Source organism: Providencia sp. PROV272, from assembly GCF_049901975.1.
GTDB classification, from domain to species: domain Bacteria; phylum Pseudomonadota; class Gammaproteobacteria; order Enterobacterales; family Enterobacteriaceae; genus Providencia; species Providencia stuartii.
The window spans coordinates 1729913-1749129 of record NZ_CP096291.1 but is presented as its reverse complement, the minus strand read 5'-3'; the positions used below and the strand labels follow the sequence as shown (position 1 = coordinate 1749129).

General features: G+C 40.4%; 18 protein-coding genes. 7 read left to right on the top strand and 11 right to left on the bottom strand.

Annotated elements, in window-relative coordinates:
• Nucleotides 1-349 precede the first annotated feature (349 nt).
• Nucleotides 350-1564 (top strand): pyridoxal phosphate-dependent aminotransferase, encoded by a 1215-nt coding sequence (locus M1E93_RS07840; protein WP_014656265.1) that lies wholly within the window; start codon nucleotides 350-352, stop codon nucleotides 1562-1564.
• A 527-nt stretch (nucleotides 1565-2091) separates the two neighbouring features.
• Here the strand turns inward: M1E93_RS07840 and M1E93_RS07835 are convergent.
• Nucleotides 2092-2451 carry a hypothetical protein gene (locus M1E93_RS07835; RefSeq protein ID WP_004921139.1) on the bottom strand — a complete coding sequence of 120 codons (360 nt, stop codon included), beginning with the start codon at nucleotides 2449-2451 and terminating at the stop codon, nucleotides 2092-2094.
• 212 nt (nucleotides 2452-2663) lie between these two features.
• On the opposite strand from M1E93_RS07835, the gene yfbR reads away from it, so the two are divergent.
• Entirely contained in the window at nucleotides 2664-3245 is a 582-nt protein-coding gene (gene yfbR / locus M1E93_RS07830; protein WP_014656266.1) for a 5'-deoxynucleotidase, read from the top strand.
• 337 nt (nucleotides 3246-3582) lie between these two features.
• Here yfbR and M1E93_RS07825 read toward each other — a convergent pair whose 3' ends face one another.
• The 4 genes from M1E93_RS07825 to yfbV all read right to left on the bottom strand — a co-directional run bounded on the left by M1E93_RS07825 (nucleotide 3583) and on the right by yfbV (nucleotide 7272).
• Complete coding sequence (locus tag M1E93_RS07825; RefSeq protein WP_014656267.1) at nucleotides 3583-5412, bottom strand: SLC13 family permease; 1830 nt, start codon at nucleotides 5410-5412, stop codon at nucleotides 3583-3585.
• 87 nt (nucleotides 5413-5499) lie between these two features.
• Complete coding sequence (locus M1E93_RS07820; RefSeq protein WP_014656268.1) at nucleotides 5500-6174, bottom strand: sugar phosphatase; 675 nt, start codon at nucleotides 6172-6174, stop codon at nucleotides 5500-5502.
• A gap of 20 nt (nucleotides 6175-6194) precedes the next feature.
• Nucleotides 6195-6689, bottom strand: coding sequence for a YfbU family protein (locus M1E93_RS07815; RefSeq protein ID WP_014656269.1), 495 nt, complete (start codon nucleotides 6687-6689; stop codon nucleotides 6195-6197).
• A gap of 127 nt (nucleotides 6690-6816) precedes the next feature.
• The gene (gene yfbV, locus M1E93_RS07810) at nucleotides 6817-7272 is read right to left on the bottom strand and encodes a terminus macrodomain insulation protein YfbV (RefSeq protein ID WP_004921149.1); all 456 of its coding nucleotides are present in this window, start codon (nucleotides 7270-7272) and stop codon (nucleotides 6817-6819) included.
• A 603-nt stretch (nucleotides 7273-7875) separates the two neighbouring features.
• Here yfbV and ackA point away from each other — a divergent pair.
• The 4 genes from ackA to M1E93_RS07790 all read left to right on the top strand — a co-directional run bounded on the left by ackA (nucleotide 7876) and on the right by M1E93_RS07790 (nucleotide 12649).
• Nucleotides 7876-9078, top strand: coding sequence for an acetate kinase (gene ackA / locus M1E93_RS07805; protein WP_426207254.1), 1203 nt, complete (start codon nucleotides 7876-7878; stop codon nucleotides 9076-9078).
• 82 nt (nucleotides 9079-9160) lie between these two features.
• Nucleotides 9161-11305: a phosphate acetyltransferase gene (pta, locus tag M1E93_RS07800; RefSeq protein ID WP_014656270.1), complete on the top strand. Its 2145-nt coding sequence runs from the start codon at nucleotides 9161-9163 to the stop codon at nucleotides 11303-11305.
• A gap of 190 nt (nucleotides 11306-11495) precedes the next feature.
• The gene (locus M1E93_RS07795) at nucleotides 11496-11732 is read left to right on the top strand and encodes a hypothetical protein (protein WP_014656271.1); all 237 of its coding nucleotides are present in this window, start codon (nucleotides 11496-11498) and stop codon (nucleotides 11730-11732) included.
• Between the two features lie 2 nt (nucleotides 11733-11734).
• A complete protein-coding gene (locus M1E93_RS07790) occupies nucleotides 11735-12649 on the top strand; it encodes a hypothetical protein (protein ID WP_426207253.1) in 915 nt (304 codons plus the stop codon).
• 119 nt (nucleotides 12650-12768) lie between these two features.
• Here the strand turns inward: M1E93_RS07790 and M1E93_RS07785 are convergent, their stop codons facing one another.
• The 4 genes from M1E93_RS07785 to yfcD form a co-directional block, all read right to left on the bottom strand.
• A complete protein-coding gene (locus M1E93_RS07785; RefSeq protein WP_060561123.1) occupies nucleotides 12769-14223 on the bottom strand; it encodes a sodium:solute symporter family protein in 1455 nt (484 codons plus the stop codon).
• Nucleotides 14220-14417: a DUF3311 domain-containing protein gene (locus M1E93_RS07780; RefSeq protein WP_004921159.1), complete on the bottom strand. Its 198-nt coding sequence runs from the start codon at nucleotides 14415-14417 to the stop codon at nucleotides 14220-14222. The genes M1E93_RS07785 and M1E93_RS07780 overlap by 4 nt, the downstream gene beginning before the upstream one ends.
• Before the next feature lie 18 nt (nucleotides 14418-14435).
• Nucleotides 14436-15671 carry a M24 family metallopeptidase gene (locus M1E93_RS07775; protein WP_004921161.1) on the bottom strand — a complete coding sequence of 412 codons (1236 nt, stop codon included), beginning with the start codon at nucleotides 15669-15671 and terminating at the stop codon, nucleotides 14436-14438.
• A gap of 203 nt (nucleotides 15672-15874) precedes the next feature.
• Nucleotides 15875-16417 carry an NUDIX hydrolase YfcD gene (gene yfcD / locus M1E93_RS07770; RefSeq protein ID WP_004921163.1) on the bottom strand — a complete coding sequence of 181 codons (543 nt, stop codon included), beginning with the start codon at nucleotides 16415-16417 and terminating at the stop codon, nucleotides 15875-15877.
• Between the two features lie 298 nt (nucleotides 16418-16715).
• On the opposite strand from yfcD, the gene M1E93_RS07765 reads away from it, so the two are divergent.
• Nucleotides 16716-17633: a TIGR01777 family oxidoreductase gene (locus tag M1E93_RS07765; protein WP_004921167.1), complete on the top strand. Its 918-nt coding sequence runs from the start codon at nucleotides 16716-16718 to the stop codon at nucleotides 17631-17633.
• A gap of 85 nt (nucleotides 17634-17718) precedes the next feature.
• Here the strand turns inward: M1E93_RS07765 and M1E93_RS07760 are convergent, their stop codons facing one another.
• Together M1E93_RS07760 and M1E93_RS07755 are read right to left on the bottom strand one after the other, a co-directional pair.
• Nucleotides 17719-18291: a UbiX family flavin prenyltransferase gene (locus tag M1E93_RS07760; protein ID WP_004921169.1), complete on the bottom strand. Its 573-nt coding sequence runs from the start codon at nucleotides 18289-18291 to the stop codon at nucleotides 17719-17721.
• A gap of 73 nt (nucleotides 18292-18364) precedes the next feature.
• Nucleotides 18365-19189, bottom strand: a complete 825-nt coding sequence (locus tag M1E93_RS07755; protein ID WP_004921171.1) for a YwqG family protein — start codon at nucleotides 19187-19189, stop codon at nucleotides 18365-18367.
• Nucleotides 19190-19217: the final 28 nt, after the last annotated feature.

Here is a 19217-nt window from a genome sequence, read left to right as displayed (position 1 = left end):
CCACGGAAATTTATGAATTTTTATTTCTATACATCCAATTTCGTCATCAATCTTACAATTTGATACAATCTTTTTGTTTCTAGCCATTATTTGCCCATAATTTCTATTTTTTCCTCCAAAACAGCCAGAATTGACAACAGATAACTTCAAATTAATTAATATTATTGGCATCTACATTCAACTTAAGTGGCATGTTTAGTTATCAACAGTCACATCACAGCATAAACCAACCTTTTTCACCAAAAATTATCTCCTATCTTCAAAAGCTTCCGTGGTAAGAGTAGAGTAGTAACAGATAAGCCGGAATCCCCCTACTTAAGTCTTCCCAAATAGGGTAATGAGAGAACGAATGAATAACATTAAAAAATCTAACAAGCTTGATAATGTCTGTTACGACATTCGCGGGCCTGTATTAAAAGAAGCAAAGCGCTTAGAAGAAGAAGGTAACAAAGTCCTCAAGCTAAATATCGGTAATCCGGCACCGTTTGGCTTCGAAGCCCCAGATGAAATTCTGGTCGATGTATTGCGTAATCTACCGAGCTCGCAAGGTTATTGTGATTCAAAAGGATTATATTCCGCACGTAAAGCCATTGTTCAGCACTATCAGGCTCGCAATATTCGTGAAATGACGGTTGAAGACGTTTATATTGGTAATGGTGTTTCTGAACTGATTGTGCAAGCAATGCAAGCGCTGCTCAATAATGGTGATGAGATGCTAGTACCTGCCCCTGATTACCCGTTGTGGACTGCGGCAGTTTCTTTATCCGGTGGTAATGCAGTTCATTATATGTGTGATGAACAGCAAGGTTGGATGCCTGATATTGATGATATTCGTAAAAAAGTTACGCCTCGCACTCGCGGAATTGTCATCATTAACCCAAATAACCCAACCGGCGCGGTTTACAGTAAAGAGTTATTGTTAGAAATCGTTGAGCTTGCACGCCAACACAACCTTATTATTTTTGCCGATGAGATTTACGATAAAATCCTGTATGACGGTGCCGTGCATCACTCAATTGCGGCATTAGCGCCAGATTTACTGACCGTCACTTTTAACGGATTGTCAAAAACCTATCGTGTGGCAGGTTTCCGCCAAGGTTGGATGGTATTAAACGGGCCGAAACAACAAGCTAAGAGCTATATTGAAGGTCTCGAAATGTTAGCATCAATGCGCCTGTGTGCTAACGTTCCTATGCAGCATGCTATCCAAACAGCACTCGGCGGCTATCAAAGCATCAGCGAATTTATTCAACCCGGTGGTAGGTTATATGAGCAACGTGAACGTGCTTGGCAACTAATTAACCAAATCCCAGGGGTTTCTTGTGTAAAACCACAAGGCGCGCTGTATATGTTCCCTAAAATCGATATTAAGCGTTTCAATATCCATGATGACCAGAAAATGATCCTTGATTTATTACTACAAGAAAAAGTGCTTCTTGTACAAGGTACTGCATTTAACTGGCCAGAGCCGGATCACTTCCGCATCGTGACCCTGCCTTATGCAGATGATCTTGAAATGGCAATTAATAAATTTGGTCGTTTTATCGAAAATTATCGCCAATAATGCTTCATTAATCGTTAAGACAGAAACACTCCCTCAAAAAAGGGAGTGTTTTTTATGAATCGTCTGTTACGGCTTAACATTTATTACTTTTCCAATTTAAGCTAGAAAATAAAAAAGCCCTGCTGTCTTATTGAGACAATAGAGCTAAGCATTCAGCAAACACAATAGACGGCCTATCACCTCTTTATTGAACAACGTTTTGTTAATACTCTTAAAAAGATGATTCAGACTTATTTATTATCGTTTATCAATAATCATATAATAGAAATAAAATAAACTGCTGCTAAAAAGAATAGCAATAATATAATTGGAAAGTATTTCATATTATCCCCTACCATTATTTATTAAGAATGTTATTCCTGATTATAGATTTTTATCACCGCAGATCAAACAATAATTAAAAACAAATAAAACAACAATAAAAGAGCATCATAAACAGACGCTCTATAAAAGTATATTGGCCTAATAAAATTAAAGCTACTATCTTATTATGATAGCATTATCACGTCTCTTTTAAATTAGCTTTACTAGGCTCTTAGTAGTTTAGTTTTGCAACCACTTGAGTGAGAAAATGCAATATACATGGTTCTTGCATCACCATTAACACCAACAATAACTGTTGGGTCATCATCTTCAGTAATAGAACAGTAAAAATTATTTTTTGTAATAAATCTTTCTCCTCGCTCTGTTATTATTTCTAGTCGCCAATAATCTTCATAGCCAGAATACTCAAATGAACCTGCTTTTTTTATAATCTTCCCATGCTCAATATTATAAAGTGTCATATCTGTTGGCTTACCATGAGCGGCCGTATGATGTAATCTGACATATTTTAATTTTTCATGCCAAAAATTTTCAAATGTAATAAACCCCAAATTCCAAGGCATAAACCCTCCATATAGTTTCTCATGCTATCAATAGAAATAAATTTAATTAATGCTGTTTTACAGTAGATATAAAATAAATGAATGATTAGCGATATAAAACCGCTTAAATTATTAATTTACTTCTATTTTAATTTCCTTAACCTTTGACAAACCAATATCTATTTTAAATAGACTATAATATAATCATTTCTTTGCCCATTTAATGAGGTTTTATGAGCTACTTTTTTGCCCACCTTGCACGAATGAAACTCATCTATCGCTGGCCGCTAATGCGTAATGTCCGTACTGAGAATGTCTCAGAGCATAGCTTACAAGTTGCCATGGTCGCTCACGCGCTGGCGATTATCAAAAACCGCAAATTCGGTGGTCACGTTAACGCTGAACGCATTGCTTTATTAGCAATGTACCATGATGCCAGTGAAGTGATTACGGGTGACCTTCCCACCCCGATTAAGTATCACAATTCACAGATTGCGCATGAATATAAAAAGATAGAACAATTTGCCCAGCAAAAATTGCTAGATATGCTTCCAGAAGAGCTACAAGAGGATTTCAAGCCACTTCTCATTGAAGAGTTGCAATCGGATGAAGAGCACAGCATTGTTAAACAGGCTGACTCGCTGTGCGCTTATTTAAAATGTTTAGAAGAGTTATCTGCCGGAAATAGTGAATTTAAATTAGCCAAAAAACGCCTTGAAAAAATCCTTGCTGAGCGACAAAGCCCCGAGATGGATTATTTTATCGAGATTTTTGTACCTGGTTTTAAACTATCTCTTGATGAAATTAGCCATTAATCTTCAAAACTGGAATGGTACTTTTCATTCCAGTTTAATCAATAACACTCACTCTCATTCTTTTAATACTGTCGGGAAATCGATATTCAGTCGTCTTGAATCACCATTAATACCTAATATAACTTTTCCATGATCACTCTCTATGAGAACAATAGAAATTGTTTTTTGTTTGCTATTTTTTTGCCACTTTTAATCATGTATTTTACAGGCCAATTATCATAAGCGTTAATCTGAAGTCGGCTTAAGCCGATCTCAAGTTATTTAAGCTATTAACGGTTACGTTTTTTAATGAATACAAAAAGAAGTAGAAGCCCTCTGATAAAGGGCTTCATTCTCATTAGAAAGGAAAAAGAATAGGTACTAATAATACGCTTATAATCATCACGATGATGGTAAATGGCACACCAATTTTGACAAAATCACCAAACTTATAGCCCCCAGGGCCTAGCACTAATGTGTTCACTGGTGACGAGACTGGCGTCATAAATGCCGCAGAAGCTGCAATCCCAACAATCATCGCAAACGGTAATGGTGAAACCTCCATCTGACGTGCCGCAGCAATCGCGATAGGCGCCATTAAAACGGCCGTAGCGGTATTAGAAATAAATAAACCTATTGTGGCACAAAGTATAAATAGACATAGCAGCATGACATGTGGCCCCAAATTACCCGCGACTTCCATGAGGGCATCAACCGCCAATGAGATCCCGCCCGTTTTTTGAAGCGCCAATGCAAACGGCATCATCCCAACAATCAGAATGATACTGGGCCAGTGAATAGACTTATAGGCGCTCTCCATATCAATGCAACGGAATTTCCCCATTAATAAACACGCAATCAACGCTGCAACAAAGTTAGGAATTTCATTTGTTACCATCATAGCGACCATCAATGCCAGACAAAACAGCGCATGGGGAGCTTGTGAGGCGGCTGGAGCGACTGCCTCTACTTCAGCAGCAAGGTTTAACACAATAAAATTGCGCGGTTTTGTCGACAAAATGCGGATCAGTTTCCAATCCCCAATGACCAAGAGAATATCACCGAGCCTCAATGGTTCATCAACTAATTTACCATCCATGGCCTTGCCATCTCTGCGGATCCCCACAACATTCAGGCCATAACGAGTACGAAACTTAATATCGCGAAGACTTTTACCCAATAATTCAGAATCTGGGTTCATAGACACTTCCGCCATACCAACATCTCGAGATTGATCAGAAAAATAGTCACCGCGTAAAATCATCGGTTCCAGTTTCTGTTCAAAACAGAATTGGCGTAACTCATCATCACTGACAGAAATATCTACCAGCAATACATCTTGCTCTCTAAGTTCTGTTCCCCCTGTTGCACTGACCATAACACGGCGAAATTTCCGCCAGCGCTCAATGCCTACCACGTTAGCTTCATAGCGAGAGCGTAAATGCAATTCATCAAGGGAATGACCAATTAATGGCGAGCCTTTACGGATGGCAAGACGGCGCGCTCTACCGGTTAATTTATAGTCACGAATGAGGTCACGAAAGGTACGTTGATAACGTTCGGGGAGCTTATCGGGTTCACTACTTCCTAACCAGCGGCGGGCAACCCACATATAGGCGATACCCGCCAATAAAATCACAATACCAATTGGTGTAATGGAGAAGAATTGAAACCCTTTGATGCCTTCCCTGACCAATTCACTATTGACCACCATGTTCGGTGGTGTCGCAACTAATGTCATCATGCCACTAATTAAGCCCGCAAAGCCTAATGGCATCATCATGCGACCTGGAGAGATTTTCATGCGGGCGGCAACACTCAGTACAACAGGGATGAAAATAGCAACCACCCCTGTAGAACTCATAAAAGCGCCTAGCCCAGCAACCGTTAGCATTAAAAATACTAACATCTTGCTTTCACTACTACCTGCAACACGAACCAGCCAATCGCCCATTTGATAGGCGATCCCTGTTCGAACCAAGCCATCACCAATCACAAATAACGCCGCTATCAATAATACGTTAGGATCGGCGAAACCCGCAGTGGCTTGCTCTAAAGTTAAAGTATCACTTAGAACAAATGCAACGATAACCAATAACGCGACCACATCCATCCGAATTTTGTTTGTGGTAAACAGTACGATAGCTATCAGTAGCAGGGTTAACACCCACAGCAATTCTCCGTTCAAAGCATCCCCTTTCGACGAAAAAAACAGTGCTAATCAATTCCTTTAGTTAACCATGTTTAGCGGAGAATTTCTTTGATTAATTCGGTATTAAACATTTTTTGATACAGATAGTGTGAAAACACCATTTTTGTCTGGGCCAGATACCGAAATTTGCGTTAATGAACTGATTATTGCATGAATTTGTTCTCTTCTTGGCATACTCTCTGGGGCATGAACAGCGACCACTTGGCAGCCTGCATCAAGGGCTGAGTGAATGCCTGCTTGTGCATCTTCAAATGCAATACACGCTTGTGGATCTAAATTTAGGCATTTTGCCCCTAATAGGAAAGGTTCAGGATCAGGCTTACCTTTTGTCACTTTTTCAAATGTGACCCAATGTTTGGGTTCGGGTAATCCTGCTGCTTGTTGACGACCATGCGCTATCGGTACGGTTCCTGAGGTTACGATAGCCCAAGGCACCCCTAATTCCTCTAAACGGGTGAGCAGTGCAACGGCGCCTGATAACGCAATAACACCTTCAGTGTCGGAAGCTTCCATTTCTTCTAACCAGCGAAAACGAGCATTAATTTCGTCTTCACTGGCATCAGGCATAAAGTGGCGTAAACTGGTTAGCGCAGGTTTCCCATGGATAAAACGAATGATTTCTTCTGGCGCTACCCCTATCTCTTTACCAAATAAGCACCAGCAGCGCTCAACAACAGCTAATGAATCGACAAGTGTACCATCAAGATCAAATAGTAAACCTTTTGCTTTTAACTCCACTTTTACCCCTTACAAACGCATTATGCGTTAATAATTTGACTAATCTCTACCGCAGATAGGTGGTATTGGCGAGGACATGCACGCCAGATCCCCAGCATCCGCACATATTTATCCCACATTGGTGTTTGTGAGTTGAAACCATGAGTTCCGCTATCGAAATGCGTATAGCGACCTTCCGTATTAACCATAAAGCGAACATAACTCAAATAACGCGCCTCTGTTGCTGCATCAAAACCTAAAAATTGTACTCGACGCGCGTCAATGCCTTGTGGGTCACTCATATTGCCATATGAGACCTGTAAAGCATGATACATTTCCATAATATCAATGACGGTACGGCAAGTGCTTTCACTTAATTCACCAAAATCTCTATCAAGCTCACGCATTTGCAAACCAAAACCCCGCTCTACAATCGTTTGTAGACGGCGATAACGATCCGCATTTTCAGGATCGAGCATAGTCATCATTTTATATTGGTTAGATAAAATTAGGCGTTGTGCGTTGGTCATTTCCATCATGCTTCTCCTCGGAAAATTTTTAGCTCATCTTCGCATTCAAATTTCATGATGGACAGTGAAAACATCACTTTTATTGATCTAGACAGGCTTTTTGCGTTACTTGTTGTTAAATCGGACTTTTAATTTAAATATCGTCCATAAATGACTTATCTAATTGCTTAAATGCTCGTTGTAACAATTGTGCTAATGCCAAGTAATCAGGCTGCCCTTCTACAGGTGCCATCGCAATCCCTGCTTGTACAAATTTTTCTCGAATTTCGTAGAACCAACTCAACAAACTGGCGGGAAGTGGAGTTGATGCTCTTTTACCAAGCCACCACAAACCCTGCATCGGTAAACTGCAAGCAAATAGTGCTGTTGCAACCGCAGGACCGAGGTCTCCCCCTAGTGCGATTTGCCAAGTCAGTGTAAAGATAGCAATAGGCGGCATATAGCGAATACCAAACCGAGTCGCCTTGATCATGCGCAATTCAGGGAAGATAGGGGTTAACTTTTTCTCCATAGGAAACGTTTTTAGGTACAGGTTCCCCAACCTAAATCGTTTAAAAAAACCCGATGGTGAGTTTTGTAATGTACTCATACATTCCTTCCTATGACTCGCAAACCTATATAAAGAAATAACACATTTAATACTTACCTTACGCCATTTTAACAGCAATGCCTATGAATAAGCACAAATAGATAATTTTCAATTATTGCCGCACTAATCTGATCATTTTTGGCGAAATCAGCTATCCTGATTGATAGGTAAATTTGCATAAAATGCGTATTTTTTACGGTGCTTATGATTTTAATCAATCAAACCGGCCATTTCTAAAAAAAACATACAAAATATAAAATAATTTTAGTAGAATTGGCCGCATTTAGCATCGCTGTAGAAGTCTGTTAATTTATGCTTGGTTTCAATTGTTCTACAGCTTTGATATATATTGGGGTTTTTGCGTGTTATTTCAACGCCAGTCATTAAGTTCACTCATCATGCGCTTAATGCAATTAAAAACACGGCTTTTTTAACCCTTTATTAGGCACCGATACATGTAGTTTTGACATTATCATTGATATCAATCATGAAATATCAGGTGTCAAATGCGCTAGTCTCTAGCGATACCATACTTTTTACAAAGTCTTTTTATGCTTTTGCAACTTAAAGGCTTCACAACAACAATTAACGATAGGTATTTCCATGTCAAGTAAGCTGGTACTGGTACTAAACTGCGGTAGCTCCTCACTGAAATTCGCCATCATCGATCCAACCAATGGCGATGAATATTTATCTGGATTAGCTGAATGCTTTAATCTGCCTGAAGCTCGTATTAAGTGGAAAATGGACGGCGCTAAGCATGAAGCTGAATTAGGTGCAGGCGCGGCACACAGTGAAGCACTGAATTTCATTGTTAACACTATTCTTGCAGCAAAACCTGAGTTGTCTGCTCAAATTTCTTCTATTGGTCACCGTATTGTTCATGGTGGCGAGAAATTCACCTCATCTGTTTTGATCAATGACGACGTCGTTGAAGGCATTAAAGCAGCAGTGCCATTTGCACCTTTGCATAATCCAGCTCACTTGATTGGTATCGAGGAAGCGAGAAAGGCATTCCCTCATTTAGTACACAAAAACGTAGCGGTTTTCGACACTGCGTTCCATCAAACTATGCCTGAAGAAGCTTACCTATATGCACTACCATATGAATTATATGAAGAGCATGGTATCCGTCGTTATGGCGCTCACGGAACTAGCCACTACTATGTCTCCCATGAAGCGGCGAAAAAATTGAATAAACCGGTTGAAGAGCTTAACGTTATTACCTGCCATTTAGGTAATGGTGGCTCGGTGACGGCGGTTGTTAACGGTCAATGTGTTGACACCTCTATGGGTCTGACACCATTAGAAGGCTTAGTCATGGGAACGCGTAGTGGTGATATCGACCCTGCGATCATTTTCCATCTACATGACTCACTCGGCATGAGCGTTGAGCAGATCAACAAGTTGCTAACAAAAGAGTCTGGCCTTCTCGGCTTAACCGGTGTGACTAGTGACTGCCGTTATGTTGAAGATAACTATGCAACCAAAGCCGACGCTAAACGCGCTATGGACGTTTTCTGCCATCGCTTAGCGAAATATGTCGGTGCATACTGTGCATTGATGGAAGGCCGTCTTGATGCCATTATCTTTACTGGCGGTATCGGCGAAAACTCTGCGCAAGTACGTGAGTTAACGCTGAAGAAACTGGCTCTACTTGGCTTCGAGTGCGACCATGAGCGCAACTTAGCTGCACGTTTCGGTAAAGAAGGCTTAATCACCACAGATAACAGCCGCCCAGCGCTGGTTATCCCAACTAACGAAGAGTTAGTGATTGCTCAAGATTCAGCACGCTTAACCGCTTAAGATTCTCTACCGCCAGCCTAACCCGCTGGCGGTACTACTTTATGATACTGTTTTATTAGAGTAACCGATTAAAGAGGTTCCCGTGTCTCGTACAATTATGTTAATTCCTACCGGCACTAGCGTTGGTTTGACCAGCGTCAGCTTAGGTGTCGTTCGTTCAATGGAACAAAAAGGTGTCCAGTTGAGCGTATTTAAACCTATCGCTCAGCCACGTATTTCCGGTAGTAAAGATCAAACCACTGAAGTTTTACGCTCTCATTCAAGTCTCACCACTATCGTCGAACCATTAAAAATGGAATATGTAGAGTCACTACTGACCTCTTCAAAAAAAGACGTGCTTATGGAAGAGATTGTTGCCCGTTATCATGAGCAAACTAAAAATGCTGAAGTGGTATTAATCGAAGGTTTAGTGCCAACGCGTAAGCACTCTTTTGCACAGTCTCTGAACTATGACATCGCAAAAACCTTAGGTGCAGAAATTGTGTTTGTCACCGCACCGGGTAACAGCAATATAACTCAAATGAAAGAGCGCCTTGAGTTAGTACGTAACGAATTCGGCGGCCAACGCAATAAAAATATTATCGGGGTTATCGTCAATAAAGTGAATGCCCCTGTTGATGAGCAAGGTCGTACTCGCCCTGACCTCTCTGAAATCTTTGATGATTCGACCAAAGCAACCATTGCGAATATCACAGCAAAAGATTTAGAGTGCCTAAGTCTACCGGTTCTAGCATCAATCCCTTGGAACTTTGACCTGATTGCAACGCGTGCCATCGACATGGCAAGACACTTGAATGCCGACGTTGTTAATGAAGGTGAAATCAATACTCGCCGCGTGAAATCAGTGACTTTTTGTGCTCGTAGTATTCCTCATATGCTTGAGCATTTCCGCCCGGGTTCACTCTTAGTGACTTCGGCAGACCGCCCAGATGTATTAGTTTCTGCGTCTCTTGCGGCAATGAATGGCGTTGAAATTGGTGCAATCCTGCTAACTGGCGGCTACCAAATCGACGAGCCTATTCGCCAACTTTGTGAACAAGCTTTTGAAACAGGTCTACCTGTATTTATGGTGAAAAGCAATACATGGCAAACTTCACTGAATCTACAAAGTTTCAGCTTAGAAGTGCCTGCGGATGACCATGAACGTATTGAAAAAATTCAAAACTACGTTGCTCGTCATATTAGCAGTGAATGGATTGAATCACTCGTGGCTGATTCTGAGCGTCCTAACCGCCTATCACCACCTGCTTTCCGTTATCAATTAACTGAACTAGCACGTAAAGCCGGTAAGCGTATTGTTTTACCAGAAGGTGATGAGCCACGTACGGTTAAGGCTGCCTCTATCTGTGCAGAGCGTGGTATTGCAACTTGCGTACTGTTAGGTAATCCAGAAGATATTCGCCGTGTCGCTGCTGCGCAAGGTATTGAGCTTGGTACAGGCATCGAAATCGTTGATCCTGTGAAGGTACGCGAAGATTATGTTGCTCGCCTAGTTGAGCTACGCAAAAACAAAGGCATGACCGAAGTTGTTGCTCGTGAGCAACTTGAAGACAATGTTGTTTTGGGTACATTAATGCTCGAAAAAGGTGAAGTTGATGGTCTCGTATCCGGTGCCGTCCACACCACAGCAAATACTATCCGCCCACCTCTGCAATTGATCAAAACAGCGCCGGGTAGCTCATTAGTCTCTTCTGTCTTCTTTATGCTACTCCCTGAGCAAGTCTTCGTTTATGGTGACTGTGCGATCAACCCAGACCCAACCGCAGAGCAACTGTCAGAGATTGCTATCCAATCAGCAGATTCCGCGAAAGCCTTTGGTATCGAACCTCGTGTTGCAATGATCTCCTACTCTACTGGTAATTCAGGTGCAGGAAGCGACGTTGAGAAAGTGCGTGAAGCGACTCGTTTAGCACAAGAAAAACGTCCAGACTTAATGATTGATGGTCCATTGCAGTATGATGCGGCTGTGATGGCAGATGTCGCGAAATCGAAAGCACCAAACTCACCTGTTGCAGGTAAAGCTACCGTGTTTATTTTCCCTGACTTGAACACGGGTAACACGACTTATAAAGCGGTTCAGCGTTCAGCCGACCTCGTTTCTATTGGTCCAATGCTGCAAGGTATGCGTAAACCGGTTAACGACCTATCACGTGGTGCATTGGTCGATGATATTGTTTACACCGTTGCTCTGACAGCGATCCAAGCCGTACAAAATGAAAATGCCTAATATAAATTATTAGCATTTTGTCTTAATTAAAAAGCCAACTGAACAAAAACGGTTGGCTTTGTTTTATCTAACAAAAATACGCGAGACGCTTTTCCTCATCTCCTCTTAACTGCTGAAAATTGCAAGATTAATTACCATTAATAGTAATAATAAAGAAACATTTAAAATATAATTAAGCGCGGAGATGAGCATGCTAGATGCTTTTAAATATTCAGTAAAATTTGAGCAAGTTGATATTATCAACCATTTTAAAAACACCTCAAAAAATAATTTTTCTAAAAAAATAATTGGGGTAGATAATATGAAAAGTTTACAAGATGGGATCTGTTATGGGCTAACTAACTCTTTTTTATATTATGCTCATGCAAACCAAGAAGAGATCTATGTCACTGAGACATATAACGCTTATAAAAACATAAAAAAATAAAGTTGGTTGATTTTTTAAAAGACACCTATCATTATAAAGCCTTTAAAAAACATAGTGAAGCCTTGTTAAATCAGAATTTCAATAAAGCTAGGAACATTCAAAATCATCATCACATGATTTATTTTTTAAGAGATATACTGAATAAATTCAATAAAATAAAAAAAGAATATAATGAAGATGACTGTGATTACATAAATAGGTTATTTCAAAAAAACACGTTATCAATTAAAGAGGATGAAAAACATTTATATCTAGAGCTACACGAGTTTATCAATAAAGTTTACCATGATGCACTTAATCCTCCTCTTAAGTTAGAAAAAAACCGTTATAATAACTTAGTTAGTGATGTCTCTTCAAAATGTTTTCAGAATGAAAGCGAAATAGACTCACTGCGCTTTCCACTATTTTTCTCTTTAGTGAAAGATTATTATTTAGAGCTTACAAAAGAAAGATTAACACAGCTTGAAAATATACATTATGACTCAATTACATCTATTGATTTCGATATCACCTTTACATCCAAAGAATTAAAAGCACACATTGAAGATTGCTTAATAAAGAAAAAGGATATTATTGGTAACCTGTGCAGTCAAACGCACTCAATGGGAATTGTCGTTAAATATAGAAATGGTAAACCTATTTTTGAATTTTTCGAACCGAATAAAGGACTATTTAAAACAACCGATAAAAGTCATTTTTTTAACTTCTTAGATGCTCTGTTTAATGATAAGTCCTATAAGTTTGAAATGAGAGCCAAAACTGAAGAAAAAACTGTCAGTTTGTCTAGCTCACTGGCTGCAAATCAAACATTCAATTATATCCAAGCACCAAGAATAGATGAGCGCTTGGTAAACCAAGATGCAAAAGCATTAAGAATGAAAAGTAGCAAATTAAAACATCACAGAAAAACAATTTAACTTATGGGGTTATAAAACTAAAATATTAAAAACCATACCAGCAAATAACCACTACACCACCTATTAGAAATAACTAACTGATTGATAGGGCAAAAACACTGCCCTATCAACAATAGCATCTAAATCGCTTTTTGCTTTCTACACATCAATAACGATACGACCGTTGCAACAATAATATTTAACACAAATGCAGCGATACCGATATTCATAAATTCAAGCCCTTTGCCTAACCAAGGGAACAGTTGCGATAACGAAATGTGCTCAATATAAGTCACTGCAAGGAAAATGACCCCTGCGATAATACCAGCCATTGCCCCCGTCGCCGTCATAGGGTTATGTTTTCTAAAGCTCATCAATAACGCGGGAAAAAATTGTGCGACAATATTAACACCTAATAACATGATAGCCACTAATGTGTCGTTGCTGTGAAAAATAAAGTACAAACTCACTAACGCAACCAAAGGCACCATAAAACGCGCATAAATTCCTGATTGACGTTTCTCTTCACTCACATTTAATGCTTTTTGTACCACTCCCGCCAACATATTAGACGTCGTCAATAATAACATTGAACCAGGTACTAATGCCGTCAGCATACCCGCGGCACCAATAAGACCAACAATAAGCGGTGAAAATGTGGTTTTAGCGATCTCAAATAACGATAAATCCACCATTGAGCCATCAAGATGCGGTATTTGTAATATTGCAGCATAACCAACAAAGAACGCAAACAGCATAATCAAGCTGTATGCAGGAATGAGAATACTATTACGCTTTAATGACTTTTCATCTTTAGCTGTAAATACGGCGGCCATATAGTGCGGCCAGCAAAAATAAGCCACTACAGATAAAAAGATAGTTGAGATATACCACGGAATATTCAATCCCTGCTCAGAAAATGTCAGAAAGCCTGGGCTAGCCGTATCGATAGCACGGAACATATCGCCAAAACTACCGTAGTAATGCAAGGGAATATAAACACCGATAAAGACAACAACAATTAAGATCATCAAATCTTTTAATGCCGATGTCCATGCTGAACCATGAATACCTGAAATCATCACAAACAAGGTCACTGCAATGATGCCTATCCAAATCGCCATATCTGCGGGAATAGCACCATAAGAGGCTTGAGAAACAATAATACCAAGCCCTTTAAGCTGCAATACGAAAAGGGGTACCATCGCCACAATGGAAATTAGGCTAATCAATAGTGCTAAGCCTTGGCTTTGATATTTTGCCCCAAAAAAGTCAGAGATGGTTCTAATATCATTCTGCTTAGCAAATCGCCATACACGAGGATGCACCCAATATAGAAATATCCCCATAAAAGCGTTAACCGCCAATGTGTATAATATGGCAGGCCCTTTCCCATATGCCCAGCCACTCCCCCCTAAAAAAGTAAAGGTAGTATAAATTTCACCTGCACTGAGTAAAAAGACTAATAAAGCGCCATAACTACGTCCACCAACAGACCACCCTTCGTGATCCATGGTTTTACCTTTTTTCGACCTCAATGCAAGGTAGATACTCAATAGGAAAAACAGTGTAATGACAACTAAAGCGTAGCTCATTGTTTTTCCTTATTCTTTTTAGAGTCTAAAATATTAATTAGCAGCATAATTAAAGCGCTGATCACCACCCAAGCCACAATCCAAAACATTAAAAAAGGCAATCCCATAACAAAAGGCTCTACGCGATTGGCATAGTAAATACCCACAGTTAGAGCCAGTAGCGGGAAGATCACCAAAAAGTGATACCATTTCATACATTAATTCCTTCTTACTTAACCACCAGAAACCAAATGACGTGGCAAATGGCTGAGCATTTCAACTCCCTCTTCAGTGACTAGCAGCATGTCTTCAATCATAATGCTGCCAATGCCGATACCGTAATAAGGTGTTTCTAGGCTCATCACCATTCCCGGCTGAAACACATCAGTCGTCGCTGCACTCACAAAAGGGGCTTCTTCTAACCCGACAAATACGCCATCTCCATGCCCTAAGTGACCACGGTTATAGTGTGGTAAGCCAGAACAGCGAATTAATGCCATAGTTTCATTGAACACATCACTTAAACGTACCCCAGGAGCGACACGGTTGAGCATGTATTCATGGCCTTTATGTATGGTTTGATAAATCTCTTTAACTTTATCGTTAGCATTGCCAACAACAAAGGTTCTTGCAATATCAGCCCCATATCCCGCAACATCAACACCACAATCGAATTTAATAAGATCCCCTTCTTTCGCAGGCACATTTTCCGGTAGCATTTTTGGGGAGAAATCACTGCCGACTGAAATTAAATTGAAACGACTGTAGTTAGTTTCTGGAAACTCCATCACTTTAGCTTTAAAAGCTGCGGTTAATTCAGCGGAAGTACAACCCACTTTGATTAATTCGCTAGCAGCTTGAATACCCGCTTCTGTAATTTGAGCACTTTTTCTTAAGTGAGCGATTTCCCATTCACTCTTGATAACGCGCAATTCATTGAAGAGCGGAGCGGAATCCACTAGATTTAATTCTGGGATCACCTTGTCTAGCCACACTTTCCCCATATGGCTGATTTGACCCAATTCAATGGCGACAGGTTTACCATATACATCGGCTTCGGCCAGCGCATCTTTTAATAGCGTAAAGATAGTCTCAATCGGGCTATGAATAGGCCTTTGCTTAACAACTTTGCCATTATCAGGGTGATAAGGATCATCCACATCAACCCATATTGGGAATGTACGCACTTGTGCATTAGGCATTTCCAATTGCAAATTTGCAGCCTCAAATTCATTCATAATCACCAGCGATTTCACTGATGGGTCACGAAAAATTACCGCGATCGCCGAGCCTGTTTGCCTAAAGGTATACATGAAGAAACTAGCAAAACCGGTTAAGTGATAAAAATTATCTCCCACGGTAGCTACGAGGGCTTCAATCCCCTCTCGCTCCATAATCGCACGGGCTTTATTCGTGACATTTTGTAGGTGTTGTTGTTTTAAAGAAGATACATCTTTATGAATTGTCATTATTTATTCTCTCGGATGGTGCAACATGGTGACCAAGAATTAATTAGCAGGAAGGCATAATTCAGTGGGCATATAAATATATCAAATAGCCCACTTATTAATTATAACTAATAGTTATAATATAGTATCAGTAACACTATAGAATAGAAGACAGTATGAATTAAAGGGCTAAAGCATAGCCCTTATCAATTTAAGTCGTTAAGTTACGAATTATTTGCACACGAAATAGCTTTCTCAAACTCATTATTCCGTGTTAACCATAAAGAGAGCGCTTTTAAGGAGTCAGGGGTAAATTCATCACAACGAGCACTAATTTCGGCTGGCGTTAACCAATTCACCTCAACCACCTCAGACTCTTGCAATGCAAAAGGGCCATGGCTCACACAACTAAACAGACCGCCCCATATACGGCAGTTTTCGCCTTCATAATAAAATAAGCCATGTTCAGCAAACGGCACGCCTGCAATGCCTAATTCTTCTTCTGCTTCACGCTTAGCAGAATCTAAAATATTTTCACCTTGAGTCACCACTCCGCCAGCAGTCGCATCTAAGTAGCCCGGATAGAAATCTTTACTATCCGTTCGCCTTTGTACCAATATTTTGCCCATTCCATCATGGACAACAATGTAAGTAGCACGATGGCGCAAGTTCTCTGCTCGCATCTGGCTACGTGTGGCCTGAGCGATAACCTCATTGTTCTCATCAACAATGTCAACCCATTCAACCACTTCGGTTTGTTCTTCCATCCTTAAAACCTTTTTTTAACCTGTTAACACAGTTTTTATGCCATAGAACTATTGCCGAAATCGGTCAAGCAAACAGTCTGTAACAAGGTATGCTTTTCACGTTCCCCTTGCAAGTGATAGCACACAAATTTGAGTATTGATTTCATGTTGCAGGAGCTTTAATAATAGGCTATTTACAGCAACAACAAGCGAATTTTTAGGAAATACAATGCAGTCTCAGCAAATTTTCTGAGTAGCTGCTATAGTTAGCTCAGATAAGCTTTACACTGATTAGTCCAATTTTTCACAGGAGGCGATTATGCGGATACTTATTACCGGTGGTACCGGTTTAATTGGTACACCTCTCGTACAACGGCTTGTTGCTCGCTCTGATAAGGTAACAGTACTAAGCCGTTCCCCGCAGAAAGTCTACAGCCGCTTTTGTAAGGCTATCGAATGTTGGACTTCACTACAGGATAAGCAAGATCTCAATGATTTTGATGCTGTGATTAACCTTGCTGGGGAGCCTATCGCTGAAAAGCGCTGGAGTGATGAACAGAAAAAATTGTTGTGTGATAGCCGATGGAAAATTACTCAACGCTTAACTGAATTAATCGCCGCAAGTAAAACACCACCGCATACTTTTTTATCTGGCTCTGCGGTTGGTTATTATGGCGATCAAGGCCAAGCCGTTGTCACAGAATCAGAGCAGCCACACGATGAATTTACTCATCAACTCTGCCAACATTGGGAAGCCCTTGCTCAAAATGCGCAATCACCATCGACCCGCGTTTGTTTATTACGTACAGGCATTGTGATGTCATTAAACGGAGGTGCGCTCGCAAAAGTCCTTCCTATCTTTAAAATGGGGGCTGGTGGCCCAATTGGTCATGGCAAACAATTTATGCCATGGATACATATTAACGATATGGTCAATGCTATCTGTTTTTTGCTTGATAACCCAACTTTATCAGGCCCCTTTAATATGACAGCGCCTTATCCTGTCCATAATGACCAATTTGCCGCTATTTTAGGCGAGGTCATTAACCGCCCCGCTTTTGTTCGAACTCCCGCCTTTATGATTAAGGCCATTTTGGGTGAAGCAGCGACGTTAGTGCTTGGTGGGCAGCAAGCTATCCCAAAACGCTTGGAAGAGGCGGGTTTTCAATTTGAATATATTGAGTTAAAAATCGCCTTAGAAGATTTATTTAAAACGCGTGATAGTTCAACGAGCTAGTTTGAGCAGGCTACTGACCATTCAATGCGTCATGGTCAGTAGATTAACTAAACGGCGACAATTTATAACTGGCAATCGAATAAAACTACTTCCCTCCCTGCCAGCGGGTAAATAAATCTTGGTCTAATTCAATATCAAATTGATCGAGGATTCGGTTCACTGTTTGGTCAACAATATCTTGAATGGATTTAGGCTGATGATAAAAGGCTGGCATTGGAGGCATAATGACCGCTCCCATTTCAGCCGCTTGCACCAGTAACTTTAAATGCCCTAAATGCAGCGGTGTTTCACGTACCCCTAGAACGAGTTTTTTACCTTCTTTCAAGACCACATCGGCAGCACGAGTGACTAATGTATCGGTATAGCTGTGTACAATGCCAGAAAGTGTTTTCATGGTGCATGGCATAATCACCATACCCGTTGTACGAAAGGAGCCGGAAGAAATAGCCGCGGCGATATCGCGGCTATCATAATGATGATCAGCTAATTGCTGAACCTCTTTGACACTATAATGTGTTTCTAATGATAAGGTTTGACGGGCCGCTGCGCTCATCACTAAATGGGTTTCCACATTCTTAACAGGTTTTAGCACCTCTAATAACCTAACGCCATAGATTGCGCCACTTGCTCCTGTTAACCCAATGATTAGCTTCTTCATTCTGCTCCCCGCACGATTCGATATCACCAACAACCATAGTAGCAATTATCGCAATGAAAAGCCCTTAAATCTATCAACCACAATCCCAGTTATAGACCACTTTGCTGAAATCTTTATTTTTTAAATCTTCAGGATGAATAAAAAAGTTACCGACGCCAATATCGCCCCATAAAATGCCAGTTTCATAATCACTGTCGATTTGCAGTAACAATACATAGTCCTGAATTTCTTTACGATACTCTCTAGGATCGGTTTGAGTAAAGAAAGGATAGCCGCCAATACGATGACCGTTCGACGCAAAGTGTTCATTGTAGGGTTCTAGCCATTCATCGTAAAAATCCTCGCCTTCAAACTGATCTTCGTAATCATACAGATCATCAACATCTAAAATTTTGCGGCCAAACTGAAAGTCGTTCGAGCTGATATATTGTGTCGCGGGTGTGAATTCGAGACTAAACTGCCCTTCTATTGGTGAGTAATACTCATCTTCATAAGCGGCTTCAATGGTGGAGAAGTCTTGTTGGAGTTTTGCGTTATCTTCAATAACACTCTCCCAATAGATGACGCGAAAACCGTTTTGGGTTTGTAGATCATCAAAATCCGCACCATACAAATCATCACCGCCGATAAAAAACTGCAATAATCCAGTTGTTGGATAGTTTTCAAGTGGCGGCATTTGTGCGAAATTAATTTGTGCCAATAGTTTTAAAGGAATGCCATCACTATCGACAGGAAAATCTGAGCCTAAAGGCAAATAAGGCATGCCACCAATACGACTTTCCCACAAAATCGGCTGTTCAACAGGCGTGAGTTGCATCTCTATGGTTGGTTTAGCTGTGGCCGTGATTTTATCAACAAAAGGCTTTAAGTTATCGGGTAAGGCTGTTAGGTCAATCATGAGAACTCCAGATGGTATAGAAATATTA

Bases quoted from the DNA above. Each gene is read 5' to 3' on its own strand.
- M1E93_RS07795 (WP_014656271.1), top strand. From the start codon at position 11,496: ATGCTAGATGCTTTTAAATATTCAGTAAAATTTGAGCAAGTTGATATT.
- M1E93_RS07765 (WP_004921167.1), top strand. From the start codon at position 16,716: ATGCGGATACTTATTACCGGTGGTACCGGTTTAATTGGTACACCTCTC.
- yfbV (WP_004921149.1), bottom strand. From the start codon at position 7,272: ATGAGTACATTACAAAACTCACCATCGGGTTTTTTTAAACGATTTAGG.
- M1E93_RS07755 (WP_004921171.1), bottom strand. From the start codon at position 19,189: ATGATTGACCTAACAGCCTTACCCGATAACTTAAAGCCTTTTGTTGAT.
- M1E93_RS07785 (WP_060561123.1), bottom strand. From the start codon at position 14,223: ATGAGCTACGCTTTAGTTGTCATTACACTGTTTTTCCTATTGAGTATC.
- M1E93_RS07835 (WP_004921139.1), bottom strand. From the start codon at position 2,451: ATGCCTTGGAATTTGGGGTTTATTACATTTGAAAATTTTTGGCATGAA.
- M1E93_RS07840 (WP_014656265.1), top strand. From the start codon at position 350: ATGAATAACATTAAAAAATCTAACAAGCTTGATAATGTCTGTTACGAC.
- yfbR (WP_014656266.1), top strand. From the start codon at position 2,664: ATGAGCTACTTTTTTGCCCACCTTGCACGAATGAAACTCATCTATCGC.
- M1E93_RS07775 (WP_004921161.1), bottom strand. From the start codon at position 15,671: ATGACAATTCATAAAGATGTATCTTCTTTAAAACAACAACACCTACAA.
- yfcD (WP_004921163.1), bottom strand. From the start codon at position 16,417: ATGGAAGAACAAACCGAAGTGGTTGAATGGGTTGACATTGTTGATGAG.
- ackA (WP_426207254.1), top strand. From the start codon at position 7,876: ATGTCAAGTAAGCTGGTACTGGTACTAAACTGCGGTAGCTCCTCACTG.
- M1E93_RS07815 (WP_014656269.1), bottom strand. From the start codon at position 6,689: ATGGAAATGACCAACGCACAACGCCTAATTTTATCTAACCAATATAAA.
- M1E93_RS07780 (WP_004921159.1), bottom strand. From the start codon at position 14,417: ATGAAATGGTATCACTTTTTGGTGATCTTCCCGCTACTGGCTCTAACT.
- M1E93_RS07760 (WP_004921169.1), bottom strand. From the start codon at position 18,291: ATGAAGAAGCTAATCATTGGGTTAACAGGAGCAAGTGGCGCAATCTAT.